The organism is Actinocorallia sp. API 0066, assembly GCF_020991275.1.
GTDB lineage: Bacteria > Actinomycetota > Actinomycetes > Streptosporangiales > Streptosporangiaceae > Actinocorallia.
Genome location: NZ_JAJLQY010000012.1, coordinates 183,569 through 208,851, shown reverse-complemented (window position 1 = coordinate 208,851; position 25,283 = coordinate 183,569). Strand labels below are relative to the sequence as shown.

General features: G+C 72.6%; 19 protein-coding genes. 1 reads left to right on the top strand and 18 read right to left on the bottom strand.

All coding sequences use genetic code 11. The annotated features are described in order from the left end of the window. The first annotated feature begins 9 nt into the window (after nucleotides 1-9). Nucleotides 10-1,020 carry a M48 family metallopeptidase gene (locus LO762_RS27390; RefSeq protein WP_230618932.1) on the top strand — a complete coding sequence of 337 codons (1,011 nt, stop codon included), beginning with the start codon at nucleotides 10-12 and terminating at the stop codon, nucleotides 1,018-1,020. On the opposite strand, the gene LO762_RS27385 is transcribed toward LO762_RS27390, so the two are convergent. From LO762_RS27385 to LO762_RS27300, 18 genes are all read right to left on the bottom strand, one after another. Further along, nucleotides 1,017-2,747, bottom strand: a complete 1,731-nt coding sequence (locus LO762_RS27385; protein ID WP_230618931.1) for a TIGR03767 family metallophosphoesterase — start codon at nucleotides 2,745-2,747, stop codon at nucleotides 1,017-1,019. The genes LO762_RS27390 and LO762_RS27385 overlap by 4 nt on opposite strands. 91 nt (nucleotides 2,748-2,838) lie before the next feature. Next, on the bottom strand, nucleotides 2,839-4,104 hold the full coding sequence (locus LO762_RS27380; RefSeq protein WP_230618929.1) for a glutamate-5-semialdehyde dehydrogenase: 1,266 nt from the start codon (nucleotides 4,102-4,104) through the stop codon (nucleotides 2,839-2,841). After that, nucleotides 4,101-5,285, bottom strand: coding sequence for a glutamate 5-kinase (proB, locus tag LO762_RS27375; RefSeq protein WP_230618927.1), 1,185 nt, complete (start codon nucleotides 5,283-5,285; stop codon nucleotides 4,101-4,103). The genes LO762_RS27380 and proB overlap by 4 nt, the downstream gene beginning before the upstream one ends. A 56-nt stretch (nucleotides 5,286-5,341) precedes the next feature. Next, entirely contained in the window at nucleotides 5,342-6,727 is a 1,386-nt protein-coding gene (obgE, locus tag LO762_RS27370; protein WP_230618923.1) for a GTPase ObgE, read from the bottom strand. Nucleotides 6,728-6,826: 99 nt separating this feature from the next. Next, nucleotides 6,827-7,084, bottom strand: coding sequence for a 50S ribosomal protein L27 (gene rpmA, locus LO762_RS27365; protein WP_230618922.1), 258 nt, complete (start codon nucleotides 7,082-7,084; stop codon nucleotides 6,827-6,829). A gap of 13 nt (nucleotides 7,085-7,097) precedes the next feature. Beyond that, on the bottom strand, nucleotides 7,098-7,409 hold the full coding sequence (gene rplU / locus LO762_RS27360; RefSeq protein WP_230618921.1) for a 50S ribosomal protein L21: 312 nt from the start codon (nucleotides 7,407-7,409) through the stop codon (nucleotides 7,098-7,100). A 240-nt stretch (nucleotides 7,410-7,649) separates the two neighbouring features. Further along, nucleotides 7,650-12,263, bottom strand: a complete 4,614-nt coding sequence (locus tag LO762_RS27355; RefSeq protein ID WP_374201600.1) for a ribonuclease E/G — start codon at nucleotides 12,261-12,263, stop codon at nucleotides 7,650-7,652. A gap of 209 nt (nucleotides 12,264-12,472) precedes the next feature. Further along, nucleotides 12,473-13,237, bottom strand: coding sequence for a TIGR03936 family radical SAM-associated protein (locus tag LO762_RS27350; protein ID WP_230618920.1), 765 nt, complete (start codon nucleotides 13,235-13,237; stop codon nucleotides 12,473-12,475). Nucleotides 13,238-13,530: 293 nt separating this feature from the next. Continuing rightward, complete coding sequence (locus LO762_RS27345) at nucleotides 13,531-15,462, bottom strand: TIGR03960 family B12-binding radical SAM protein (RefSeq protein ID WP_230618918.1); 1,932 nt, start codon at nucleotides 15,460-15,462, stop codon at nucleotides 13,531-13,533. 102 nt (nucleotides 15,463-15,564) lie between these two features. Further along, the gene (rodA, locus tag LO762_RS27340; RefSeq protein WP_230618916.1) at nucleotides 15,565-16,716 is read right to left on the bottom strand and encodes a rod shape-determining protein RodA; all 1,152 of its coding nucleotides are present in this window, start codon (nucleotides 16,714-16,716) and stop codon (nucleotides 15,565-15,567) included. Then, entirely contained in the window at nucleotides 16,713-18,764 is a 2,052-nt protein-coding gene (gene mrdA, locus LO762_RS27335) for a penicillin-binding protein 2 (RefSeq protein ID WP_230618914.1), read from the bottom strand. The genes rodA and mrdA overlap by 4 nt, the downstream gene beginning before the upstream one ends. Next, nucleotides 18,761-19,339, bottom strand: a complete 579-nt coding sequence (gene mreD, locus LO762_RS27330) for a rod shape-determining protein MreD (RefSeq protein WP_230618912.1) — start codon at nucleotides 19,337-19,339, stop codon at nucleotides 18,761-18,763. Before mreD ends, mrdA begins: the two co-directional genes overlap by 4 nt. 4 nt (nucleotides 19,340-19,343) lie before the next feature. Then, nucleotides 19,344-20,252: a rod shape-determining protein MreC gene (mreC, locus tag LO762_RS27325; RefSeq protein WP_230618910.1), complete on the bottom strand. Its 909-nt coding sequence runs from the start codon at nucleotides 20,250-20,252 to the stop codon at nucleotides 19,344-19,346. Then, nucleotides 20,252-21,289 (bottom strand): rod shape-determining protein, encoded by a 1,038-nt coding sequence (locus LO762_RS27320; protein WP_230618909.1) that lies wholly within the window; start codon nucleotides 21,287-21,289, stop codon nucleotides 20,252-20,254. The genes mreC and LO762_RS27320 overlap by 1 nt, the downstream gene beginning before the upstream one ends. 286 nt (nucleotides 21,290-21,575) lie before the next feature. Beyond that, a complete protein-coding gene (gene ndk, locus LO762_RS27315; protein ID WP_230618906.1) occupies nucleotides 21,576-21,986 on the bottom strand; it encodes a nucleoside-diphosphate kinase in 411 nt (136 codons plus the stop codon). 34 nt (nucleotides 21,987-22,020) lie between these two features. After that, entirely contained in the window at nucleotides 22,021-23,424 is a 1,404-nt protein-coding gene (locus LO762_RS27310; RefSeq protein ID WP_230618904.1) for a hypothetical protein, read from the bottom strand. A 137-nt stretch (nucleotides 23,425-23,561) separates the two neighbouring features. Beyond that, nucleotides 23,562-23,879 carry a DUF4233 domain-containing protein gene (locus tag LO762_RS27305; RefSeq protein ID WP_230618903.1) on the bottom strand — a complete coding sequence of 106 codons (318 nt, stop codon included), beginning with the start codon at nucleotides 23,877-23,879 and terminating at the stop codon, nucleotides 23,562-23,564. After that, the gene (locus tag LO762_RS27300; RefSeq protein ID WP_230618982.1) at nucleotides 23,880-25,271 is read right to left on the bottom strand and encodes a folylpolyglutamate synthase/dihydrofolate synthase family protein; all 1,392 of its coding nucleotides are present in this window, start codon (nucleotides 25,269-25,271) and stop codon (nucleotides 23,880-23,882) included. Nucleotides 25,272-25,283 lie beyond the last annotated feature (12 nt).

Below are 25,283 nucleotides of genomic sequence, written 5' to 3'. Positions count from 1 at the left end.
GGTGCGGATATGACGCAGACTCCGGATCGTTCCCGCCGCAGGTTCCCCGGCATCTCCTCCCGCGCCTACGAGCACCCGCTCGACCGGTCGGCGCTGGTGGCGCTGCGGTCGCTCACCGGGTTCGACCTCGTGCTGCGCAAGCTCGCCGGGCTGATCAACGAGCGGCAGCTCAGGCTGATGTTCCTGGGCGGTTCGGTCCGCGCGAGCGAGGAGCAGTTCCGGCACCTGCACGACATCCTGCGCGACGCCTGCTACATCCTCGACCTGCCGAAGGTGCCCGAGCTGTACGTCACCCAGCATCCGGTGCCGAACGCGATGGCGATCGGCACGGACAACCCGTTCATCGTGGTGCACACCGCGCTGCTGGACCTCATGGACGAGGAGGAGCTGAGGTTCGTCGTCGCGCACGAGGCGGGGCACGTCCTGTCCGGGCACGCGGTGTACCGGCAGATGGCGCTGATCCTCACCAGCCTGGGTTCGCGGCTGGCGTGGCTGCCGCTGGGCAACGTGGCGATCGGCGCGATCCTCATGGGCCTTGAGGAGTGGCAGCGCAAGTCGGAGCTGTCGGCGGACAGGGCGGGGCTGCTGGCCGGGCAGGATCCGGAGGCGGCGAAGCGGGCGCTGATGAAGATGGCGGGCGGCTCGCGGCTGCACGAGATGTCCACCGAGGCGTTCCTCGCGCAGGCCCGTGAGTACGAGGAGTCCGGCGATCTGCGCGACGGCGTCCTCAAGTTCCTGAACCTGCTGAAGCAGAGCCACCCGTTCGCCGTCATCAGGTTCGCCGAGCTGGAGCGGTGGCGGCACGGCCCGGAGTACGCGGCGGTGATGGCCGGGGAGTACCCGCGCCGGGCCGACGACGGCGCGGCGTCCTTCACCGACGAGGTGAAGAACGCGGCGCGCGCCTACCGGGAGTCGTGGGAGCAGTCGGCCGACCCGCTGTTCGGCAAGGTCAAGGACGTCGCGGGCGGCGCCGCCGACCTGGCCGGGGCGGTGTTCGACCGCCTCGGCCGACGCGGCTAGAACGGGGCCGGGACGAGCAGTTCGACGTTCCGGTCCGCGGGCGTGCCGGGCCCTTCCAGCTTCTCCTGCCAGTCGTTGCCCGACAGTTCCCGGGAGAGCGAGGCGAGGCCCCGGACGCCGAGGTCGCCGCCGTGCCCGGCGGGCGCCTGCGCGTCCAGGATCGTGCCGAACACCGAGAGGGTGCCGTCGCGGTTGTCGGCGATCTCGATGATCCGGCTCTGCTGCGGCCAGTCGATGTGCGCGGCGGTGCTCACCTCCCAGAAGCCGCCCTTGACGCCCTTCTCCCGGCGGTGCGGGGTCACCTCGTTGACGTGCGTGTGCCCGTTCACCCAGAGCACCACGTTCGGGAACCGCAGAAGCAGCTTCGCCACCTCCGGTCCGAGAACGCGGATGAGGCCGATCGGGTTGGTGAGGGTGTCGATGGTGTGGTGGCTGAACAGGACAAAGAGGCGGTCGGTCGCCTTCTGGGTGACGACGTTGCCCTTGTCGTCCAGGTAGCGGCTCGACCCCTTCAGAAGTTCGGACTTCAGCCACGCGAACTGCACGAGGTCCAGCGACCCCTCGGAGTACCCGTAGGGGTTGACGGTGTCCAGCACGAGGCCGCGCACGACTCCGGCGTCGAACCCGTAGTAGGCGGTGCCGTTCCTGCGGTTGGCGTCGGTGAAGCCGTGGCCCTCGCCGTGCTCGGCGACGATCTCGGCGCGGGTGAGCAGCCGCCGCGCCGGGTCGGGGGCGACCTTGCGGAACAGGCCGGACCTGCTGTGGTCGGCCATCACCTTGAGCGCGGCGGCGCTGCCGTGGTTCAGCGCGTCGGCGAGTTCGCGGCGCTCCTTCTCGGACGCGGGTGCGGTGATCTTCACGTCGCCGACGGCGATGCCCTTGAGCAGGGACGTCGGAAGGTTGCCCTGCACGAGGCCGTCGTGGTTGCCGAAGACGGCGAGCCACGGGGTGTCCAGGCCGGTCGCGGTGAACGGGCGGCGGGCGGCGTCGAGCAGGCCCGGCACCTTGGGGAAGCCGTACTTCTGGGTCGGCCGGTCGGTGCCGCCCTCGGGGTGCCAGTAGCGCTCGTCGGGCCAGGCCGCGACGCCCTCGAACTTGCCGGTGTCGCCGGAGTCGGGCCGGACGCGGCCGCCGTCCAGGAGGTCGATCATCCAGCGGACCTCGTTGAACTGGGCGTTGTCGGCGGCGTCGCCGGTGTTGATGGTGAACGCCAGTTTTGCGCCGAGCGCGGGCCCGCGGCCGAGCCGGTTGACGGCCCTGACCATCGCCTCGGCGACCTGTGTGGTCAGGAGTTCCTGCGGCCGGTAGCCGCCCGCGATGGGGTTGGCGCCGAGGAGGTCGCCGGGGTCGCTCAGCCGGTCGAGGTACTCGATCCGGGCGGGCGACTGGGCGTCGATGACGTGCACGTCGGTGAAGTGCGCGAAGGTGAGGAGGTCGCGGCGGCGGGCGATCCGGGCGGCGCTGGTGCTGCCGCCGAGGTCGTCGCGGAACACGTGCGGCTCGCCGGGCCCGGACACCACACGGCGGTAGCCGCCCGCGCCCGCCGGGCCGAGCCGGAGCGTCGCGTCGAGCGTGGTGCCCGCGACGGGCCCGGCCAGCGCGGGCGCGGCCAGCGCCGCGCGCGAGGGGTAGGCGACGAGCCCGGACGTGACCGCGCCGAGCGCGACGCCCTTGAGCAGGGACCGGCGCGACGGCGCCGCGGGGTGGGGGGTGCGCGAAGGGCGCATGGCATGCGTCACAACGCCCTATGAGAGCACACCCCCCGGTGTGACATCAAGGGTCTGGATGTCACTCACGTCCCCGTCGGACACACCCGGATCAGGCGCCGCGTAGGTGTCCGTCGCCGGTGAAGACGTACTTCGTCGAGGTCAGCTCGGCCAGGCCCATCGGACCGCGCGCGTGCAGCTTCTGGGTGGAGATGCCGATCTCGGCGCCGAACCCGAACTCCTCGCCGTCGGTGAACCGGGTCGAGGCGTTCACCGCGACGGCGGCGGAGTCCACCAGCGCGGTGAACCTGCGCGCGGCGGCCTGCGACGTCGTCACGATCGCCTCGGTGTGGCCCGAGCCGTACGCGCGGATGTGCGCGACCGCCTCGTCCAGGGAGTCCACCACAGCGGCGGCGATGTCCAGGGACAGGTACTCGGTCTTGTAGTCCTCGACCGTCGCGGGCACGACGTCCGGCGAGTAGGCGGCGATCCGCTCGTCGCCGTGCACAGTCACACCCTTGTCCTTGAGCGCCTCAAGCGCGCGCGGCACGAACACGTCAGCGACGTCGGCGTGCACGAGGAACGTCTCGGCCGCGTTGCACACCGACGGGCGCTGCGTCTTGGCGTTGACGAGGATGCGCAGCGCCGTCTCGACGTCGGCGGACGCGTCCACGTAGACGGCGCAGTTGCCGACCCCCGTCTCGATGACGGGCACCGTGGACTCCTCGACGACGGAGTTGATGAGCGACGCGCCGCCGCGCGGGATGAGCACGTCCACGAGGCCGCGCGCCCGCATCAGGTGCTTGACGGACTCGCGGTCGCGGCCCGGCACGAGCTGGATCGCGTCGGCGGGCACACCGGTGCCCTCCAGCGCGTCCCGCATGACGTTCACGAGCGCCGTGTTGGAGTCGTAGGCGGAAGCCGAGCCGCGCAGCAGCACCGCGTTCCCGCTCTTCAGGGTGAGCGCGGCGGCGTCCACCGTGACGTTCGGGCGGCCTTCGTAGATGATGCCGACGACGCCCAGCGGCACCCGTAGCTGCCGCAGTTCGAGCCCGTTGGGCAGGGTGTAGCCGCGCACGACCTCGCCGACCGGGTCGGGCAGCCCCGCGATGTTGCGCACCGCCTCGGCGATCGCCTCCAGCCGTCCGGTGTTGAGGCTGAGCCGGTCCAGCATGTACTCGGCGGTGCCGCCCTCGCGGGCCCGCTCGACGTCGATCTTGTTCGCGGCGAGGATCTCCGCCGCGCGGGCGGTCAGCGCGTCGGCGACGGCGAGCAGCGCCGCGTCCTTGACGCCGCGCGGCAGCGGCGCGAGGTCCGCCGCCGCGGCGCGACCGCGCGCCGCCACCTCCAGAACCCGATCGCGCGTGCCTTCGCTCATCGCCCTTCTCCTGTTCTTCCCGGCTCCTGTGCCGTCTGGGTGTGCTCGTCCCGCCGCACCGGCGGGTCGAGGATCACGAGGTCGTCCCGGTGGATGATCTCGCGTTCGTACTCGGGGCCGAGCTCGCGGGCGAGCCAGCGGGTGGACCTGCCCATCAGCTCGGGGATCTCGGCCGCGTCGTAGTGGACGAGGCCGCGCGCGACGGTCCTGCCGTCGGCGTCGCAGAGGTCCACCGGGTCGCCAGCGGCGAAGTCGCCCCGGACGCCGGTGACGCCCGCCGGGAGCAGCGACTTGCGCCGGTGCACGACGGCCTGCACCGCGCCGTCGTCGAGGATGATCTTGCCGTGTCCGGTGGTGGCATGCGCGAGCCACAGCATCCGGGTGGAGGGCCGCTGCCCGTTCGGGTGGAAGTACGTGCCGACCGGGTCGCCCGCGAGCGCCCGTTCCGCCGACGCCGCGCTGGTCAGCACGGTGTGGACGCCCGCGCCTGTCGCGATCCGGGCCGCCTCCACCTTGGTGACCATGCCGCCGGTGCCGACCTTCGACCCGGCCGAGCCCGTCTCGACGCCCTCCAGGTCGGCCGGGGAGCGGACGTCGGTGATGCGCAGCGAGCCGGGCAGCTTCGGGTCACCCGTGTAGAGCGCGTCCACGTCCGACAGCAGCACCAGCGCGTCCGCCTGCACGAGGTGCGCGACGAGCGCGGCGAGCCTGTCGTTGTCGCCGAAGCGGATCTCGTCGGTGGCCACCGTGTCGTTCTCGTTGACGATCGGCACCATGCCGAGCCGCAGCAGCGCCCGCAGCGTGCGCTGCGCGTTGCCGTGGTGCGCGCGCCGCATCATGTCGTCGGCGGTGAGCAGCACCTGGCCGACGCCCAGGCCGTGCCGGTGGAACGAGGCGGCGTAGCGGGCGATCAGCTGGCCCTGCCCGACGCTCGCCGCCGCCTGCTGGGTGGCCAGGTCGCGCGGCCGTCGGCTGAGCCCGAGCGGCCCGAGGCCCGCCGCGATCGCGCCGGACGAGACGAACACGACCTCGCTCCCCGCCTTGCGGCGGGCGGCGAGCACGTCGACGAGCGCGTCGATGCGCCCGGCGTCGATGGTGCCCTCGGGGGTGGTGAGCGACGACGAGCCGGCCTTCACCACGATCCGGCGCGCGTCCGCCACGGCCGGCCTGAGCGTCTCCATACCGCTGCCCTGCTCCCGCTTCGTTGCCGCTTGAGGGTGGGGGTCGCCCCCCGGGGTCACCAGTCCGCGAGCCGCTGGTCGGTGCCGCGCGGGCCCATGTGGATCTCGCCGGACGAGGAGATCTCAGGATGCCAGTCGAACACCACGGAGTCGTCGGGGGTCCCGATCATGACGGTCGCGCCCTCGCGGGCGCCCGCCGCGCGCAGCCCCTCCTCGATGCCGAGGCGGTTCAGCCGGTCGGCGAGGTAGCCGACGGCCTCCTCGTTCTGGAAGTCGGTCTGCCGCACCCAGCGGACCGGCTTCACGCCCGTCACCAGGTACTCGTTGTCGCCGAGCCGCTTCACCTCGAACTCCGGGCCCGCGACCGGCGCCGGGTGCAGCACGATCCGCGTCGGCTCCTGGACGGGCTGGGCGGCGCGGTGCGCGGCGACCATCTCGGCCATCGCGAACGACAGCTCGCGCAGCCCGATGTGCGCGGCCGCCGACACCTCGAACACGCGCAGGCCGCGCGCCTCGAACTCGGGCCTGACGATCTCCGCGAGGTCCTTGCCGTCCGGCACGTCCACCTTGTTCAGGACGACGATCCGGGGCCGGTCGCCCAGCGCCACCGTGTCGTCCCCGGCGAACAGCTCGTCGTAGGCGGCGAGTTCGCGCTCGATGATGTCGAAGTCGGTGATCGGGTCGCGGCCCGGCTCCAACGTCGCGCAGTCCAGCACGTGCGCGAGGGTCGAGGAGCGCTCGATGTGCCGCAGGAACTCCAGGCCGAGGCCCCTGCCCTGGCTGGCGCCCTCGATGAGGCCCGGCACGTCCGCGACGGTGAAGACCGTCTCGCCCGCGCTGACCACGCCCAGGTTCGGCACCAGCGTGGTGAACGGGTAGTCCGCGATCTTCGGCTTGGCCGCGGAGAGCGCCGCGATGAGCGAGGACTTGCCCGCGCTGGGGAACCCGACGAGCGCGACGTCCGCGACGGTCTTCAGCTCCAGCACCACGTCCAGCGCGTCGCCGGGCTCGCCGAGCAGCGCGAAGCCGGGCGCCTTGCGCTTGGCCGAGGCCAGCGCCGCGTTCCCCAGGCCGCCGTGGCCGCCCTGCGCCGCGACGTACCGGGTGCCCTCGCCGACGAGGTCCGCGAGCACCCCGCCGTCCGGGGACTTCACCACCGTGCCGTTCGGCACCGTGAGCACGATGTCCTCGCCGTTCGCGCCGTTGCGCAGCCCGCCAGCGCCGGGCTTGCCGTTGCCCGCCTTGCGGTGCGGCCGCCGGTGGTACTCCAGCAGGCTGGAGGTGTTCGCGTCCACCTCCAGGATCACGTCGCCGCCCCTGCCGCCGTTGGCGCCGTCGGGGCCGCCCAGTGGCCTGAACTTCTCCCGGTGCACCGAGGCGCACCCGTGCCCGCCGTTGCCCGCCGCGATGTGCAGGACGACCCGGTCCACGAAGTCGGCCATGAGGGTCCCTTTCGATTGGGGCGCCGGGGCTTCCCCGGCAAAAGACAAGGGCGGACCCACTCAGGTCCGCCCTTGGTACAACGCTGTGCCCGTGCGGATCTACTCCGCGGCCGGGACGATGCTCACGGCACGGCGGCCGCGGTAGCGACCGAACTCGACGGTGCCCGCGACGAGCGCGAACAGCGTGTCGTCACGGCCGATGCCGACGTTCAGGCCCGGGTGGTGGTGGGTGCCGCGCTGACGGATGATGATCTCGCCCGCGCTCACCTTCTGGCCGCCGTAGCGCTTGACGCCAAGGCGCTTGGCGTTGGAGTCGCGGCCGTTACGGCTGGACGACGCGCCCTTCTTGTGTGCCATTTCTCCGGACTCCTTACTTGGCCGAGATGCCGGTGATCTTGACCTGGGTGTACGGCTGGCGGTGACCCTGACGCCGCTTGTACCCGGTCTTGTTCCGGTAGTGCATGATGTTGATCTTGGGGCCCTTGACCGCGCCGAGAACCTCGGCGGTGACCTCGTACCTGGCCAGCTCGGCGGCGGTGGAGACGACGTTGTCGCCGTCCACGACCAGCACGACGGGGAACGTCACGGTGGCGCCGACCTCGGCGGTCAGCTTGTCCACGTCCAGGATGTCGCCGTTGACGACCTTCTCCTGACGCGCGCCCGTGCGGACGATCGCGTACACAGCGGTACCTTTCGCTTGTTTCTTCCAGAGCCCCTGCGTGAGGGCCTGTCACCACTGACGCGATGACGGCACACCGGATCCGGGATCCCACCCGCTCCGGCGCTCTCTGCTCGCCTCGGGATGAGGCACCGCGCCGCAACAGATGCGGGCGCGTGGGGACGCGCTGGAACACGTCCGTCGACAAGACTAACCGAACCCCGCACCGCAACGCGAATCGTGCGGTGCGGGGACGGCGCTCGCCTACTCGGTGTCCGACGTCTTCGCGGCTTCGATCTTCTCCGCGCGGGTCGGCCTGCGGGTCCTGCGCCGCTTGGGCGCGGACTCCTCACCCGTCCCGTCCTGCTCCGCGTCCGGATCGGCGCCGCGCACCACCGCCTCGACCTTGACGGTCTCGCCGCTGTCCAGCGTCACCGCGACGGTGCCGATGTCGTCGTCCTCCGGCGGCGGGCCCGCCGGACGCGTCTTGCGCGTCCTGGTGCGCGCCTTGGCCTTCGGCTCCGGCTCGGCCGCGGGCGGCTCCGGCGCGGGCTCGGGCTCCGCCTGCCTGCCGGAGTCGGTGTCCTGCCTGGCGATCTTCGCCTCGACGACCCGCTCGATCTCGCCCTTGCGCTTGCGCTTGCGGCCGCCGCCGTTCTCGCCGCCGCCCCTGCTGTCGTCCACCGGGGTCAGCTGGACGTGGATGCCGCGCCCGTTGCAGCACTCACAGACCTCGGAGAACGCCTCCAGCAGGCCGCTGCCGACCCGCTTGCGCGTCATCTGGACCAGGCCCAGGCTGGTCACCTCCGCGACCTGGTGCTTCGTCCTGTCCCTGGCCAGGCACTCCAGCAGCCGGCGCAGCACCAGATCCCGGTTGGACTCCAGGACCATGTCGATGAAGTCGATGACGATGATGCCACCGAGGTCACGCAGCCGGAGCTGACGGACGATCTCCTCGGCCGCCTCCAGGTTGTTCCGGGTGACGGTCTCCTCCAGGTTGCCGCCCTGGCCGGTGAACTTCCCGGTGTTGACGTCGACGACCGTCATCGCCTCGGTCCGGTCGATCACCAGGGAGCCGCCCGAGGGCAGCCACACCTTGCGCTCCAGCGCCTTGGCGAGCTGCTCGTCGATCCGGTAGTGCGCGAACGCGTCGCCGGAACCCTCCCACCGCTCGGTGCGGTCGGCCAGGTGCGGGGCGACGCCGTCCACGTAGTCCTGGACCTGGTCCCACACACCGTCGCCCGCAACGACGAGCTTCACGAAGTCCTCGTTGAAGATGTCGCGGATGACACGGATCGTCAGGTCCGGCTCGCCGTGCAGCAGCGACGGCGCCGAAGCGGTCTTCACCTGCTTCTGGATCCGCTCCCACTGCTGCGACAGGCGTGTGATGTCGTTGGTGAGCTCCTCCTCCGAGGCGCCCTCGGCCGCCGTCCTGACGATCACCCCGGCGTTCTCCGGCATGATCTTGCGCAGGATCGACTTGAGCCGGGTCCGCTCCTTGTCCGGGAGCTTGCGGCTGATGCCCGTCATGGAGCCGTCCGGGACGTACACGAGGTACCGGCCCGGCAGCGAGATCTGGCTGGTGAGGCGCGCGCCCTTGTGGCCCAGCGGGTCCTTGGTGACCTGCACCAGCACCGCCTGGCCGGACTTCAGCGCCGACTCGATCCGGCGCGGCTGCCCGACGAGGCCCGCGACGTCCCAGTTGACCTCGCCCGCGTACAGGACGGCGTTGCGGCCCTTGCCGATGTCCACGAACGCCGCCTCCATCGACGGAAGCACGTTCTGGACCTTGCCCAGGTACACGTTGCCGACGTAGGACTGGTGGCTCGCCCGGTCCACGTAGTGCTCGACGAGGACACCGTCCTCCAGCACGCCGATCTGGGTGCGCTCGCCCTGCTGGCGCACCACCATGACCCGCTCCACCGACTCGCGGCGGGCCAGGAACTCCGACTCGGTGATGATCGGCGGACGGCGGCGGCCGTGCTCGCGGCCCTCCCGGCGGCGCTGCTTCTTGGCCTCCAGACGGGTCGAGCCGCGCACGGCCTGGACCTCGTCCTCGATCTTGGCGACGCGCGGGGCGCGCACCCGGACCACGGTGTTCGGCGGGTCGTCGGGCTGCGGCTCGTCCTCGTCACCGCCGGAGCGGCGGCGGCGACGGCGGCGCCTGCGGCTGGAGGAGACAGTCTGCTCCTCGTCGCCGTCGGCGTGCTCGCCGTCGTCCTCGTCCTCGTGGTCCTGCTCTTCGGCCTCGGCCCGCGCCTCCTCGGGCGCGTGGTCGGCCTCGTCGCCCTCGGCGCCCTCGTCCTCGGCGGACTCGTCGCGGGCGCGGCCCCGGCCCCTGCCTCCCCGTCGGCGCCGACGCCGGGTGGGGCGCTCGGTGTCCTCGGACTCCTCCGCCTCGTGCTCGGCCTCGACGGCCTCCTCCTCGGCGTGCTCCTCCTCCTGCTCCAGCTCCAGCTCCGCCTCCGGCTCGGGCTCCGGCGCGCCCTGCGCCTCGGCGCGGCGCTCGACGACGCTCGGCGGCTGGAACACCACCATGGGCGGCTGGAACACAACGTCCGGCGGCGTCGCGGCCTCCGGCTCGGCGGGCCGCACGGGCGGCGTGAACGGCGTGGCGAACGGCCGCGTCACCGAGAACGGGTCGGCCACCAGCGGCACCGCCGGCTCCTCCGCCCCCCGCTGCCGCCGCCGAGTCCGCTTCCGCGGCTCCTCCCCCTCATCCCCGGCCCCACCAGCCACACCGGCCGCAGTAGACACACCGACACCACGGGCTCCTGTGGACGCCCCGGTCTCGTCGATCCCAGCGGCCCCATCAGCCGCGCCCGCTCCGGCGGACGCACCCGCCTCGCCGGACTCGGCGGCAGCACCGGCGGGAGCTCCGGCCTTGCCGCGCTCGGCGGCAGCCCCGGTGGGCGCACCGGTCCTGCCGGACTCAGCGGGCGCACCGGCCTCGCCAGCGGCACGGGTCCCGGCGGGCACACCGGCCCTGCCGGGCTCGGCGGGCGCTCCGGCGGCAAGGGTCTCGGCGGGCGCACCGGCCTCGGCCTCTTCCGGTTCGGCGGAGGCGGCGGGTTCGGCGGTGCGGCGCCTCGTGCGGGTGCGCTTGGCCGGGGTCTTGGGTTCCGGCGTGGTCACGGCGGACTCCAGGACGGCGGCGGCCTCGCCCGAGACCTCGGGCAGGTCCTCGGTGGGTTCGGCGAGCTCGGTGTCGGGGCCGATCTCGGCGGCCTCCTCGGCGTCGATGTCGGCGGGCTCCGGCGGCGGCCCGGCGGGCCGGGCGGCCCGGCGCGTCCCCCGCGCCGTCGACACCCGCGGCGCCCGGGGCGCCTCCTCCTCGGCCTCCGCCACCGGCGCCTCGGCGACGGGCGCCTGTACGACGGGCTCCGGCACCGTGATCACCGCGGGCTCCTCCGCTGCCTCCGGCGGCGGCCCCGCAGGCCGAGCGGCACGGCGCTCACGCACCGCCCGCCGAGCCTTGGGCGCCTCCTCCTCGGCGGGAGCCTCCACCGGCCGCTCAGCGGCCACGTCCTTGGCCGCCACGGTCACCACCGTGGGCGCGGGCTCCTCCTCGACCTCCGGCGGCGGCCCGGCGGGCCGAGCGGCCCGAGCCACCCGCCCCTTCCCCTTCACAGCCCCGCCAGCACTCTCCGTAGTATCCACAACCCCCACCCCAGAAGTCTCCTCACCCGGGACAACCTCACCAGACCCACCGGCCCCGGCCGTCCCCCCCTCATCCGCCGCCCCCCCGGCACCCTCAGCCGACACGGCGACCTCAGCCACCGCCCCAACCTCAGAATCTCCGACACCCTCAGCCGCAGCAGCCAGCGCGCCAGCGTCAGCAGCCGCTTCGACCTCAGACTCCTCAGCAGCCTCAGACACTCCGACGAGCTCGGACGGCGCGCCGTCCTCAGCGAACGGCACAGCCTCAGGCACCCCGGCAGACTCGGGCAGCACAGCAGCGTCAGCCGCCGCCTCGACCTCAGACTCCTCGGCGACCTCAGCCGACGCGACAACGCCAGCGGACGGCGCAGCCTCAGACGCCCCGGCAGACTCGGACGGTGCGGCAGCCTCAGCGGACGGCGCAGCCTCAGGCACTCCGGCAGACTCGGGCGTCACAGCAGCGTCAGCGGACCGCACAGCCTCAGGCGCTCCGGCAGGTTCGGACGGCGCGGCGGCGTCAGCAGCCGCTTCGACCTCGGGCTCCTCGGCGGACTCAGCCGACGCGACAACGTCAGCGGACGGCGCGGCCTCAGGCGCCCCGGCAGACTCGGGCGTCACAGCCGTGTCAGCCGCCGCCTCGACCTCGGACTCCTCGGCGGGCTCGGGCGGCGCAGCGGCGTCAGCCGCCGTCCCGACCTCGGGCTCTTCGGCGGACTCAGCCGTAGTGGCGGCCGCAGCGGACGGCGCGGCGTCGGGCGCTTCGGCGGCCTCGGCCAGCGCGGCGGCGTCATCGGCCGTCACAGCCTCAGGCGCTTCGGCGGGCACAGGCGCCACCTCAGCGTCACCGGCCGGTTCGACCTCCGGTTCTTCGGCGGCCTCGGCCGACGCGTCGGCGGCCGTGGGCGCGGCCTTGGGTGCTCCGGCGGGCCGGGGCGTCACGGCGGCGTCAGCGGGCGTTTCAGCCTCGGCGGCTTCGGCGGGTTCGGGCTTGGTGGTGGTGGTGTCCTCGGGTTGTGGGGTGGGGGTGGTGGGGGCGGGTGCGGTGAGGGCGGCCTGGGCCGGGGCTGCGGTGACCGCGGGCCGGGTGGCGGCGGTGATCGCGGCGGGGCCCTCGTCCTCGGGCGGCGGGCCCGCGGGGCGCGCCGCCCTCCGGCGGACCGCCGCGGCGTTCTCCGCTTCCGTCACATCGGCGATCGGTTCGTTGTCGTTGTCGAGCATTCGGGCAGTCTCCCGTCAGGCTCCCGGGCAGCACCGAGGGCGCCGGCGGCGGGGCCGCAGGCGAGGCTCAGGGTGCGCCGCACAGGAGCTCTCCGTTCTGTCGGCGTCGCGGCGCGGCCGCGACGAAGTCTGTTCAGCGAGCCTGGTCGACTCGCGGGGTGCGCCCGACCCTGCCCTGGAGGCCGCCGCCCGGGGGCGGGGCCGCGAGGTCAGGCGCGGACGGCGTCCGGCTCGGCCGCCGCAGCCACCACCGCGTCGCGGTCGGCGGCGAGCGGGTCGCCGATGCCTCCGTCCTCCGTGAGGGGCCCCTGCGCCAGCCTGGTCACCAGGGGCGGTGACGGCGGCGCCAGGTCGGCCACCTCGCGGAGCGCGGTGAGGACGTCGTCGGGGCGTACGGCGGGTGTCTGGTGCCGTACGACCATGCGGAGCACCGCGGGGCCGGCATCCGACGGCTCGACCGCCAGCGCGGCTACCGCGCCGCGCGCGTCGAACCGGCGCCGTCCCTTCTTGGTGAGACGTTCCACCTCGATCACTTCGGCGCCGAGGAACGCCGAGACGGCCGATGCCGCGGCCCCGACGGAGATCCCGTCGAGCCGCACCAGCCACTCGGAGCCCTCCAGGCGGTCGGCCAGGGCCGTTCCCGCCCGCGCCGGCACGACGTCCACGACGTCGAGTCCGCCGGGCAGCGCAGCGTCGAGGTCGGCTCTGATCCGCGCAGGGTCGCGGTTCTCGGTGAGCCCGATCTCAAGATACTCCGCCTCGCTGGCCGTTCCCGTCGCCGCCGCTCCCGCGTAAGAGATCTTCGGGTGCGGAGTGAATCCGGCACTGAACGCGACAGGGATCCCGGCGCGCCTCACTGCGCGTTCCACGGCCCGGGAGATGTCGCGGTGGCTGGTGAACCTGAGGCGGCCACGCTTGGCATAGCGGACCCGCAGCTTCTGGATCACCGGGGCCGGTGCTGGACCGTCCGGCATGGGGGCCAGTGCTCTGTCCTTCCTACTAGCACGGTCTTCGGCGGCCGGGTGCCTCGACGTTCTCCGCTGCTGGGAGCCCTCGATGCGACCACCGTCATACACGAGTGTCTGAACCCTAGGGTACGGTGCGCGCGGCACGCCTTCGGCCAGTGCTTGCCCCGAACGGGGTTCACCCGTGCTGTTCCCCCGTGACGGGGATCTCAACCGTTTCCCACAGGGATCTCAGGTCTTCCCCGCCGCCCCGGCGACCCCGGGATCACCGGAGGCCCCACGGGACAAGGGTTCTGCGCCGGTCAGCCCTTGACGACGCTGAGCGGCAGCAGGGTCCGGCCGGTCGGGCCGATCTGGATCTCGGTGCCCATGGACGGGCAGACGCCGCAGTCGTAGCACGGCGTCCAGCGGCAGTCCTCGACCTCGGCGCCGTCGTCGAGGGCGTCGCGCCAGTCCTGCCAGAGCCATTCGCGGTCGAGTCCGGCGTCCAGGTGGTCCCAGGGCAGGACCTCGACCTCTTCGCGTTCGCGGGTGGTGTACCAGTCGAGGTCGACGGGCTGGCCGTCGAAGACCTCGGCGGCCTTGCTGATCCACCGGTCGTAGGAGAAGTGCTCGGACCAGCCGTCGAACCGGCCGCCGTCCTCCCAGACCGCGCGGATCACCGCGCCGACGCGCCTGTCGCCGCGCGACAGCAGCCCTTCGACGATCGAGGGCTTGCCGTCGTGGTAGCGCAGGCCGATGGCGCGGCCGTACTGCTTGTCCTGGCGGAGCGTGTCGCGCAGGGCGCGCAGCCGCCGGTCGACGGTCTCGTGGTCGGCCTGGGCGGCCCACTGGAACGGGGTGTGCGGTTTGGGCACGAACCCGCCGATGGAGACGGTGCAGCGGATGTCGCGGCTGCCCGCGGCGTCCCGCCCGGCCTGGATGACGCGGCGCGCCATGTCGGCGATCGCGAGGACGTCCTCGTCCTCCTCGGTGGGCAGGCCGCACATGAAGTAGAGCTTGACCTGGCGCCAGCCGTTCTCGTACGCGGTGGTGACGGTGCGGATGAGGTCTTCCTCCGACACCATCTTGTTGATGACCTTGCGCATCCGCTCGGAGCCGCCCTCGGGCGCGAAGGTGAGGCCGGAGCGGCGTCCGTTGCGGGAGAACTCGTTGGCGAGGGTGATGTTGAAGGCGTCGACGCGGGTGGACGGCAGGGACAGTGACGTCTGGCTGCCCTCGTACCTGTCGGCGAGTCCCTTGGCGACCTCGCCGATCTCGCTGTGGTCGGCCGACGAGAGGGACAGCAGGCCGACCTCGTTGAAGCCGGACGCCTTGAGGCCCTGCTGGACCATGTCGCCGATGGTGGTGATCGAGCGCTCCCGCACCGGACGGGTGATCATCCCGGCCTGGCAGAAGCGGCAGCCGCGGGTGCAGCCGCGGAAGATCTCGACGGAGAACCGCTCGTGTACGGTCTCGGCGAGCGGCACAAGGGGGTTCTTCGGGTAGGGCCAGGCGTCGAGGTCCATCACCGTGTGCTTGACGATCTGCCACGGCACCCCGTGCCGGTTGGGCGCGACCCGCTGGATCTTCCCGTCGGGCAGGTAGCTGACGTCGTAGAACTTGGGCACGTAGACGCCGCCGGAGACCGCGAGCCGGTGCAGTAGCCCGTCACGTCCCTCGGGACGGCCTTCGCGCTTCCACTCCCGGATCACCTCGGTGATCTTCAGGGCGATCTCCTCGCCGTCGCCGAGGACGGCGGCGTCGAGGAAGTCGGCGATGGGTTCGGGGTTGAAGGCCGCGTGTCCGCCTGCGAGCACGATGGGGTCGTGCTCGCGGCGGTCGACCGCCAGCAGGGGCATCCCGGCGAGGTCGAGCGCCGTCAGGAGGTTGGTGTAGCCGAGTTCGGTGGAGAAGGAGACGCCCAGGATGTCGAAGGCGCCGACGGGCCGGTGGCCGTCCACGGTGAACTGCGGGATCTTGTGCTCCCGCATCACCTCCTCCATGTCGGACCACACCGAGTAGGTGCGCTCGGCGAGGACGCCCTCGCGCTCGTTCAGCACCTCGTAGAGGATCTGGACGCCCTGGTTGGGCAGGCCGACCTCGTAGGCGTCGGGGTACATCAGCGCCCAGCGGACCTCGGCGGAGTCCCAGTCCTTGACCGTGGAGTTCAGTTCGCCGCCGACGTACTGGATCGGCTTCTGCACCGACGGCAGCAGCGGTTCGAGCCGCTCGAACACCGACTCAACAGGCATGGCGGACCTTCCAGTCGTCTCAGGTTCAGGCATCGGCGCCGGAATCAGCGGACGCCCCGGCGCCGCGCGGGCGCCCCGGTCAAACCCCCAGGCTACCGGGGTTCAGGCGCCCCTGCCGCGCATGTGGACGCCCTGAAGCAGGCCGAGCGCGATCATCGTGGCGAACGTCGCCGATCCCCCATAGGACACAAAGGGCAGCGGAAGCCCGGTGATCGGCATGATCCCGATGCACATGCCGATGTTCTCGAAGGTCTGGAAGCCGAGCCAGCACACGACGCCGGAGGCGACGAGGGTGCCGAACGGGTCGTGCGCGTGCACGGCGATCCGCAGGCCGCGGAACAGGATGATCCCGATGAGGCCGAGGATCACCAGCGCCCCGACGTAGCCGAGTTCCTCCCCCGCGACGGTGAAGATGAAGTCGGTCTGCTGCTCGGGCACGAACTGCCCGGTGGTCTGCTCGCCGTTGAAGAGCCCCTTGCCGAACATCCCGCCGGACCCGACGGCGATCTTGGCCTGGGCCGCGTTGTACCCGGCGCCGCGCGGGTCGGCGGTCGGGTCGACGAAGGCGGTGAACCGGGCGATCTGGTACTCCTTCAGCACCCCGGCGACGACCGCTCCGACGGCGAGCGCCACGCCCGCCGCGACGAGGCCGACCGTCCAGATCTTGGACGCGCCGGACAGCGCGAGCATCCCGATCACCACGACGCACAGCACCATCGTGGTGCCGAGGTCGGGTTGGAGCATGATCAGCGCGGCGGGCGCCCCGGCCAGGGCGAGGCTGATGAGGATGTCCCGGGTGCCGGGCCCTACCTCGCCGTCGCGCGGTTCCCCGAGGATCATCGCGAGCAGCACGACGAGGCCGACCTTGGCGAACTCCGAGGGCTGCACCTGGAAGCCGCCGCCGATGACGATCCACGAGTGCGAGCCGTTGACGGTGTCGCCCAGCGGTGTCAGGACGGCGACGAGGCCGATGATCGACAGCCCGTACAGGACGGGCGCGTAGGCGCGCAACAGCCGGTAGTCGAAGGAGGCGACGAGCGCGTAAAGCCCCGCGCCGATGACGAGGTTGAGGACGTGCTTCTTGAGGAACGCCTCGGGGTCGGCCCTGTGCCCGGCCCGGGTGGCCGAATAGACGAGCAGCGCGCTGATCACGCCGAGGGCCAGCACCGGGAGGATGAGGCCCCAGTCGAGGCGGCGCGCGAACGTGCCGGGTTCGGCCCAGCGCTGCGGCCGCGGCGGACGGGCCTCGATCATGGCGTCACCTTCGGCAGGGTCGTGGGCAGTTTGCCGTCCGGCAGCGCCGCCTTGGCGGTGTCGCCGAACCCGTAGATGGCCTCGTAGATCTGCCGGACGGCCGGGGCGGAGTAGGTGCCGCCGGTGCCCGCGTCGGTGATCATCACGACGACCGCGTAGTCGGCCTTCTTGGCGGGCGCGAACGACGCGAACCACGCGGTGTCCTTGTACCCGTAGACCTCGGCGGTGCCGGTCTTGCCCGCGACGTGCACCTTGTCCAGCGGGAACCCGCCGAACGCCCCGGCGGCGGTGCCGCTCTTGGTGACGTCGGCGAGCGCGTCGCGGATGTAGGTGATGGTCTTCGGCGCGACGGGGATCTTGCCCGCGGGCTTCGGTTCGATCCGCCGCACCACGGTGCCGTCGGGCCGGACGACGGCCGCCCCGACGTGCGGGGTCACCAGGGTGCCGCCGTTGGCGATGGCCGCGTAGGCGCGGGCGAGTTGCAGCGGGGTGACGAGCACGTCGCCCTGCCCGACGGAGAAGTTCGCCGCGTCGCCCGCCCGCCAGACGAACCCCTCGACGCAGTTCTCCTTGGCGATCGCGGTCAGGTAGGACGCGCGGGTGGGGCTGGTGACCTCGGGGTATCCGGTCTTGGCCCGCTTGCAGTTCTCGGTCTTGGTCGCCTCCCAGAAGTTCTTCTTCCAGGTGCGGTCCGGGATGCGTCCGGGAGCCTCGCCGGGCAGGTCGATGCCGGTCTTGGCGCCGAACCCGAAGTCGCGGGCCATGCCGATCATCGGGTCCCTGGGGTTCTTGACGGGTTTGGTGGAGCCGTCCCGGAGCCAGGCGTCGTAAGCGAACTTGTAGAAGATGGTGTCGCAGGAGACGACGAGGGCTGTGTGCAGGCTCATCGGCCCGTGTCCCTGGCCCTCGAAGTTGCGGAAGGCGCGGTCGCCGACCATGAACGAGCCGGGGCAGTTGTAGGTGCCCTTGAGCGGCGAGCCGTTGCGGACGGCGGCGGCCACCGAGGAGATCTTGAAGGTCGAGGCGGGCGGGAACTGGCCGGCGATGGCGCGGGAGATGAGCGGTTCGCCGCGTTTTTTGCCGAGCAGCGCGTCGTACTCGTCCTGGGAGATCCCGCCCGTCCAGATCGCCGGGTCGTAGGTGGGGTAGCTGGCGAGCGCGACGATCCGCCCGGTCCTGACGTCCATGACGACGCCCGCCGCCGAGGGCTTGCCGCCCGCCTTGCGCACGTTGGCGACCTGGACGCCGATCGCCTTCTCCACCGCGGCCTGCACCCCGGCGTCGATGCTGGTGACCAGGTGCGATCCGGGCACCGGCGCCTGCTCGCCCGCGATCCCGGTGACGCGGCCGCGCGCGTCCACGTTCACCTTGCGGATGCCGGGCTCGCCGCGCAGGTCGGTGTCGTAGGACGCCTCAAGGCCGTCGCGGCCGATGAGGTCGACGCCGCTGAACCCGGTGACGCGCAGTCCCTGCCGCCGGTCCATCTCCTCCTGGGTGATGGGCTGGAGGTAGCCGAGCGCCTGCGCGGCGCTGGCGCCCTCCGGCTCGGGGTGCTCGCGGACGGCCTGGACCTGGGCGATGACGCCGGGGAACTCCTCCTGCCGCTCCAGGATCTGCAGTCCCTGCTTGGCGCTCACCCTGTCGTCCACGGGGATGGGCTGGTAGGGCGAGCCGGGCCAGCAGGGCCGCGGGACGGTCGGCGAGCACAGCCGGGTGCGCAGCGCGAGGTCCTCGGGTGTGGTGCCGAGCACCTTGGCGAGTTCGGCGATGACCTGCTTGCCCTTGTCGGGCAGGCGGCCGAGCACGGTGAGGTCCACCGAGACGACGAGCGCGGTGCGGTTGCGGACGAGGGGGCGGCCGTCCACGTCGAGGATGGAGCCGCGCACCGCGGGCACCACGATGTCGCGGGTGCGGTTCTCGGCGGCGACGACGCTGTAGTGCTCGCCGTTGACGACCATGAGCACCCACATGCGTCCGGCGAGCACGAGCAGCAGCGCCGCGACGAGCACGTGCAGCACGACCAGCCGGGATCGGGTCCGTCCGTTCACCGCTGCTGCCTGCCGAGCTTGGCGTATCCGGGCACGGACAGGCCGCCGCGCGGCTCCAGCCGTTCGCTGCGCCGCGACAGCCGCAGCACCGCCCAGACGACGAACGGGCTGGCCAGCACGTCGTACAGGACGGCGAGCGGCACCATCCGGGACACCGCGGCCCAGGAGGTGCGCGGGTCGCCGAGCATCATGCCGACGAGCGCGTAGGCGAGGTTGCCGAGCAGCGCGCCGACGCCGACCATGACGAACGGCAGCAGGGGCGAGCGCTGCACGTCCGCGCGCAGGAGCCCGCAGCCGTAGCCGATGAGGCAGTAGACGAGGGCGTAGCGGCCGATGGTGTGGTCGGCGGGCGGCGCGATGTCCACCGCGAGCCCGGCGCAGAAACCGGCGACCATGCCGACGCGCTCGCCGCTGAACAGGGCGAGCGCGACGACGGTGAGCAGCACCAGGTCGGGGGTGACGCCGCCGGGCAGCGGCAGCCGGTTGGCCGCGGTGACCTGGACGACGATCGCCACGACGATGATGACGAAGGCCCGGAGTTTGACCCCCTGGGCCTCCTCTGCTGGTGTGCGCAAGGAACTAGCTCCCGGACGGGTTCGCGGGCGGCTGTGGCGGCCGGGGCGGCAGCACCGCGTCGTGCGGGTCCCGCTGCGGCGGGGCGACCACCACGCCGACCACGTCAAGCCCGGAGAAGTGGACGAAGGGACGGATGAGTGCCGTCCTGGTGAGGGCGCCGGGGGTCTTTTCCACCTTCTCCACGACTCCGATGGGGACGCCGGGCACGTACGGCCTGTCGTCCTGGGAGCCGAGGGTGACCACCCGCTGCCCGGGTGAGAGTTGGACGTCGGGCGCGAGCAGTTCCAGCCGGAGTGTGGCCGCGCCGACGCCGAAGCCGCGTCGGCCGGTGCCGGTGACGACGCCGATCTCCTTGGACGTCTCCATGCGCGCGCCGACGGTGGAGGCGGAGTCGGTGGCGAGCAGGACGGTCGCGGAGGCGGGTCCGGCGCGGACGACCCGGCCGACGAGGCCGTCGCCCGTCATGACGGTCATGTCGGGCTTGACGCCGCTGAGGGTGCCGGCGTCGATGGTGACGGTGTCCTCAAAACCCTGGCCCGCCGAGATGACGTTGGCCGCGACGATCTTGTAACCACCCAGGCCCGCGCTGCCCAGCAGCTTCTCCAACTGCGCGGCGCGGCCCTTGTCGATGGTGTTGGAGCGGAGCTGCTCGCGCAGCTCCTGGTTCTCCTTCAGCAGGTTCTCGGCGCGGTTGCGCTGGCCGGGCGCGTCGCGGATCGCGTCGAAGGTGTTGCCGATCGGCCGCACCACGCTCGCCGCGACCCGCTCCATCGGGCCGAACACCGTCGCGCCGAGCCCCCGCAGTCCGTTGAGCGGCGAGTTCGCCCCGCCCCGGTAGTCAACGGTGATCAGGACCAGCGACGTGGCGAGCAGAACGCCCAGCACGAGGCGGGTCTTGCCGGTGTCGTGCATCAGCGGCGCGGCTCGGGCACCAGGACCTGGCGCAGCGACTCGAAGTCCTCGATGCACTTGCCGGTGCCGAGGACGACGGAGTCGAGCGGGTTGTCAACAAGATGGATGGGCATGCCCGTTTCCTCCCGGACGCGTTCGTCCAGGTGCTTGAGCAGCGCGCCGCCGCCGGTGAGGGCGATCCCGCGGTCCATGATGTCGCCGGACAGCTCCGGCGGGCACTTGTCGAGCGTGGTCTTGACCGCGTCCACTATGGCGTTGACGGGCTCCTCGATCGCGCGCCTGACCTCTTCCGCCGAGATGACGACGGTCTTGGGCAGGCCGGACACGAGGTCGCGGCCGCGGATCTCGTAGTTGGGCTCGTCGGCCCCGCCGGTCGGGAAGGCGCTGCCGATGGCGATCTTGATCTCCTCGGCGCTGCGCTCCCCGAGCATCAGCGAGTACTCCTTCTTGGCGAAGGTGATGACGGCCTGGTCGAGCTCGTCGCCGCCGACGCGCACGGACTGGCTGGTGACGATGCCGCCGAGGGAGATGATGGCCACCTCCGTCGTGCCGCCGCCGATGTCCACGACCATGTTGCCGGTCGGCTCGTAGACGGGCAGCCCCGCGCCGATCGCCGCGGCCATCGGCTCCTCGATGATGTACACGCGGCGCGCCCCGGCCTGGTACCCGGCCTCCTTCACCGCGCGCTGCTCGACGCCGGTGATGCCGGACGGCACCGCGACGACGATGCGCGGCTTGGCGAAGTGCCGCCGCTTGTGCACCTTCTGGATGAAGTAGCGGAGCATCCGTTCGGTGACGTCGAAGTCGGCGATGACGCCGTCCTTCAGCGGCCGGACCGCGACGATGTTCCCCGGGGTGCGGCCGATCATCCGTTTGGCCTCGATCCCGACGGCGACGATCTTGCCCGTGTGGGTGTTGATCGCGACGACGGACGGCTCGTTGAGGACGATCCCGCGCCCACGCAGGTAGACGAGCGTGTTGGCGGTGCCGAGATCGACCGCCATATCACGGCCAAGGAACGACAACTTGTTACCCATGGAGAAAAGGGGGCCCTTCCTACTGGCAGTGTCCTACTCGCAGAGGCACCAGAGATGACGGCGGAGCGGCGAGTTCATCGTAACGCGAGTCTCACCCTCCCGGCAGTCACCGGGCCGCGGACGTCATCCGAAATTCCGTGCGCGATTCGGCTATTGCGCGACGAATCGGCAGCCGGTCCGCGAAACACGACCGCACCGCGCGCCGATCATACGGCGGACGGTGCGGTCGTGGGGGCACTGCGGCCCGATCCGTGCGGCCGCGCCGCCCGGGAAGGGCGCGGCGGGGTCAGCCCAGCTCGGGGAAGAACAGCTTGACCTCGCGCGCGGCGGACTCGGGCGAGTCGGAGCCGTGCACGATGTTCTCGCCGATCTCCAGCGCGAAGTCGCCGCGCAGCGTGCCGGGGGCCGCCTTCACCGGGTCGGTGGCGCCGGCCAGCGCGCGGAACGCCTCGATGGCGCGGGGGCCCTCGGCGACGAGCGCGACGAGCGGGCCGCCGGTGATGAACTCGACGAGCTCGCCGAAGAAGGGGCGCTCGCTGTGCTCGGCGTAGTGGTCCTCGGCCACGTCGCGGGTGAGGGTGCGCAGTTCGAGCGCGACCAGCTTCAGGCCCTTGCGCTCGATGCGCGAGACGACCTCGCCGACCAGGCCCTTGCGGACGCCGTCGGGCTTGACCAGGATCAGGGTGCGCTCGGACACGGCTGTTACTCCCGTGGTTCTTCGTTGAGTGACTTCAGGTGACTGCGCGGGAAAGCCTATCGCCGCCGCGCGTGTCCCGGCGCCGCGCGCCCAGGGCGGCCAGCACGAGGGCGGTGGCGGCGACGCCGAGCGCGCAGGCGGTGGCCGTCCAGACGCGTTGGGCGGCGGCGAGCGCGTCGAGCGGGCCCTCGCCCTGCGCGGTCGCGCCGACCCGCGCGAGTTGCAGCGACCCGGCGATGAGGCTGCCGCTGAGCAGCGCGGGGAAGCACAGCGCGAGCGCGAAGCCGCCCGCGCCCTGCGGCGCGTCACGCAGCGAGGCGGCGAGCGCGAGCCCGGCGCCGCCGCCGAGCGCGACGAGCGCGGGGCCGAGCAGCGGGCCGCCGCCGAGCGGGTCGTAGCCGAGGAGCAGCGCGCAGCCCGCGACCATCAGCGCGCAGCCGGCGCCGACGGCGGTGCGCGCGGCGCGCGTGTCGAACGCGACGGTGGCCAGCGCGGCGGCGAGCGCGGCGCCCGCGCCCGCGGCGAACGGCCACAGTTCGGCGGCGCCGACGCCGCGCGCGGTGGCGGTGAGTCCCGCGAGCGGCGCCGTCACCGGCAGCACCAGGAGTCCCGTGAGCAGCAGGACGGGTCCGGGCGCGAGCGGCCCGGCGGTGTCGGCGTCACCGGCGGCGGCGAGCGCCATGCCGGTGAGCGCGGCGACGCCGAGGCCCGCGACGATGAGGTTGACGCCGGGCGCCCAGGCGCGTTCGACGGCGAGCACGGCGAGGAAGGCGAGCCCGGCGGCGGGCACGAGCGGCAGCAGCAGTTGCGCGCGTTCGGTCGGGCGGGGCGCGCCGCCCGCGCGGCGCGGCCGGAGGAACAGCGCGGGCAGCACGGCGACGAGCGCGGCGACGGCCGCCCACGGGTGCGCGGTGAGCGGTTCGCGCCAGTCCTGCGGACGGTCGGGGACGGCGCGCAGCACGAGCGGCATCGCGGCGAGGAGCCCGGCGGTGAGCGTCCCGGCGTACAGGGCGCGCGGGAGCGGGGCGCGGTGCCGCAGCGCGAGGGTCGCGGCGGCGGCGAGGACGAGCCCGGCGCCCGCCCCGGCGAGGGCGCGGGCGGCGCCGAGCGCCCACGTGGACGCGGCCTGTCCGACGAGCAGGCCGCCGAGGAGGACGGCGAGCAGCCCGGCGGCGAGGACGAGCGCGGGCGGCCGGATCCGGGCGAGCACCACGGCGGCCGGGACGGTGAGGACGAGCGCGGGCAGCGCCGCGCCGGTCGCCTGGACGAGCCCGACGGGTCCGCCGCCGAGTTCGGCGAGGGCCGGGTCGGCGACGAACGCGGCGGCGTTGGGCACGGTGAGCGCCGCCGCCGGGACCGCGAAGGCGATCGCGGCGGCGCTGGCGTACCCGGCAGCGGGACGGGCGTGGGCGGAACGGGCCGGGACGGAAGAGGGCACGGTGGCTCCTGTCGAGATCGCGGCCGGCGGCGTCTCCAGGAGGAATCAGACTGATCTGTGATATCCGTCAGGACGGTTATTACGGAATGATCCGATTTTGCGGGTTCCACGGCGCGGGCGCCGCCGGAAAACGCAATTTAGCCGACCGGCCGTCCCTCGAACCTGTTTCCCAGCCAAATCGCATAACCCCACAGCGCGGAGAACAGCACACCGAGAATGAACATCGTCGGCACCACAAATCCGAGCGCGAGGACCACCGCCTGGAAGACCGTCGCGGCGGGCACGCCCCAGCGCCGTCGAAGCGTCCCGGCGAGCACCAGGGACAGCACGACGAGCACGCCGCCGACGATCCCCGCCGTCGCGCCGTCCACGTCCGCGACCGAGATCGCCACCGGGATCGACAGGCCCAGAATGATCGCCTCACAGGCGAGGACCGTGGCCAGCAACCGTCGCATCTACTTCACCCTCAACAGCACTCGTGCGTCGCCGGCCGTCACGACCGACCCCGTGATGATCACTCCCGCGCCGCCGAACTCGCCCTCTTCGTCGGCGAGAGCGACGGCGGTGTCTATCGCGTCGTCCAAGCGCGCGGCGGGGCGCACCCGCTCCGCGCCGAACACCCCTGCGGCCAGCTCGGCCAGCTCGGCCACCGGCATCGACCTGGCCGAGGAGTTGGCCGTGACGACGACCTCGGAGACGACGGGCTCCAGCTCCTCCAGGATGCCCGCGACGTCCTTGTCGGCGGCCACCGCGACCACCGCGACCAGCCGGTTGAACCCGAACGAGTCGGCCAGCGCCGCCACCGTCGCGGCCATGCCGGACGGGTTGTGCGCGGCGTCCAGCAGCACCGTGGGGCTGGTGCGCACCACTTCCAGCCGGCCCGGCGAGCTGACGGCGGCGAACCCGGCCCGGACCAGCTCGGGGTCGAGCGCGCCCTCCCCGGAGCCCCCGGCGTACTCGGTGAGGCGACCTCGGGTGATCTCGTCGGGGTCGAGTACGGCGTTGGTCGGCGCGCCGCTCGCGAAGACCTCCACGGCGGCGAGCGCGACGGCCGCGTTGGCGGCCTGGTGCTCGCCGAACAGCGGCAGGAAGACCTCGTCGTAGCCCGCGTAGATGCCGCGCAGGTCCAGGAGCTGGCCGCCGAAGGCCAGCTCGCGGCGCAGCACGCCGAACTCGATGCCCTCGCGCACCACCCGCGCGCCCGTCTCGGCGACCTGGCGCAGCAGCACCTCGGCCGCCTCCACCGGCTGCTGCGCGAGCACCGCGACCGCGCCCGGCTTGATGATCCCGGCCTTCTCCAGGGCGATGTCCTGGAGGTTGTCGCCCAGGTAGTCGGTGTGGTCCAGGCCGATCGGCGTGACGACGGCGACGGCGGGATCCACCACGTTGGTGGCGTCCCAGGTGCCGCCCATGCCCACCTCGACCACGGCGACGTCCACGGGCGCGTCGGCGAACGCGGAGTAGGCCATCGCCGTCAGCGTCTCGAAGAACGACAGCCGGACGGGGTGCTTGCCGTCCACGATCTGGAGGTAGGGCTCGATGTCGGCGTAGACCTCGGCGAAACGCTCGGGGCTCAGCGGCGCCCCGTCGATGGCGACGCGCTCGCGCAGCTCGCTCAGGTGCGGGCTGGTGAACCTGCCGACGCGCAGGCCGCGCTCGGTGAGCAGCGCGTCGACCATGCGGGCGACGCTCGACTTGCCGTTGGTGCCCGCCACCAGGATCACCGGGCAGGACCGCTGCGGCTCGCCCAGCAGGTCCAGCAGATCGGTGATCCGGTCGAGGGTGGGGTCGAACTCCCACTCGACCCCGCGCGCCATGACCGCCGCGACGGCGGCCTGATAATCCATCACCCTCGAAGG

Excerpts from the sequence above, each read along its gene's own strand:
- LO762_RS27390 (WP_230618932.1), top strand. The coding sequence starts at position 10 with ATGACGCAGACTCCGGATCGTTCCCGCCGCAGGTTCCCCGGCATCTCC.
- LO762_RS27385 (WP_230618931.1), bottom strand. The coding sequence starts at position 2,747 with ATGCGCCCTTCGCGCACCCCCCACCCCGCGGCGCCGTCGCGCCGGTCC.
- LO762_RS27380 (WP_230618929.1), bottom strand. The coding sequence starts at position 4,104 with ATGAGCGAAGGCACGCGCGATCGGGTTCTGGAGGTGGCGGCGCGCGGT.
- proB (WP_230618927.1), bottom strand. The coding sequence starts at position 5,285 with ATGGAGACGCTCAGGCCGGCCGTGGCGGACGCGCGCCGGATCGTGGTG.
- obgE (WP_230618923.1), bottom strand. The coding sequence starts at position 6,727 with ATGGCCGACTTCGTGGACCGGGTCGTCCTGCACATCGCGGCGGGCAAC.
- rpmA (WP_230618922.1), bottom strand. The coding sequence starts at position 7,084 with ATGGCACACAAGAAGGGCGCGTCGTCCAGCCGTAACGGCCGCGACTCC.
- LO762_RS27355 (WP_374201600.1), bottom strand. The coding sequence starts at position 12,263 with ATGCTCGACAACGACAACGAACCGATCGCCGATGTGACGGAAGCGGAG.
- LO762_RS27350 (WP_230618920.1), bottom strand. The coding sequence starts at position 13,237 with ATGCCGGACGGTCCAGCACCGGCCCCGGTGATCCAGAAGCTGCGGGTC.
- LO762_RS27345 (WP_230618918.1), bottom strand. The coding sequence starts at position 15,462 with ATGCCTGTTGAGTCGGTGTTCGAGCGGCTCGAACCGCTGCTGCCGTCG.
- rodA (WP_230618916.1), bottom strand. The coding sequence starts at position 16,716 with ATGATCGAGGCCCGTCCGCCGCGGCCGCAGCGCTGGGCCGAACCCGGC.
- mreC (WP_230618910.1), bottom strand. The coding sequence starts at position 20,252 with ATGCACGACACCGGCAAGACCCGCCTCGTGCTGGGCGTTCTGCTCGCC.
- LO762_RS27320 (WP_230618909.1), bottom strand. The coding sequence starts at position 21,289 with ATGGGTAACAAGTTGTCGTTCCTTGGCCGTGATATGGCGGTCGATCTC.
- LO762_RS27305 (WP_230618903.1), bottom strand. The coding sequence starts at position 23,879 with ATGCGACGGTTGCTGGCCACGGTCCTCGCCTGTGAGGCGATCATTCTG.
- LO762_RS27300 (WP_230618982.1), bottom strand. The coding sequence starts at position 25,271 with ATGGATTATCAGGCCGCCGTCGCGGCGGTCATGGCGCGCGGGGTCGAG.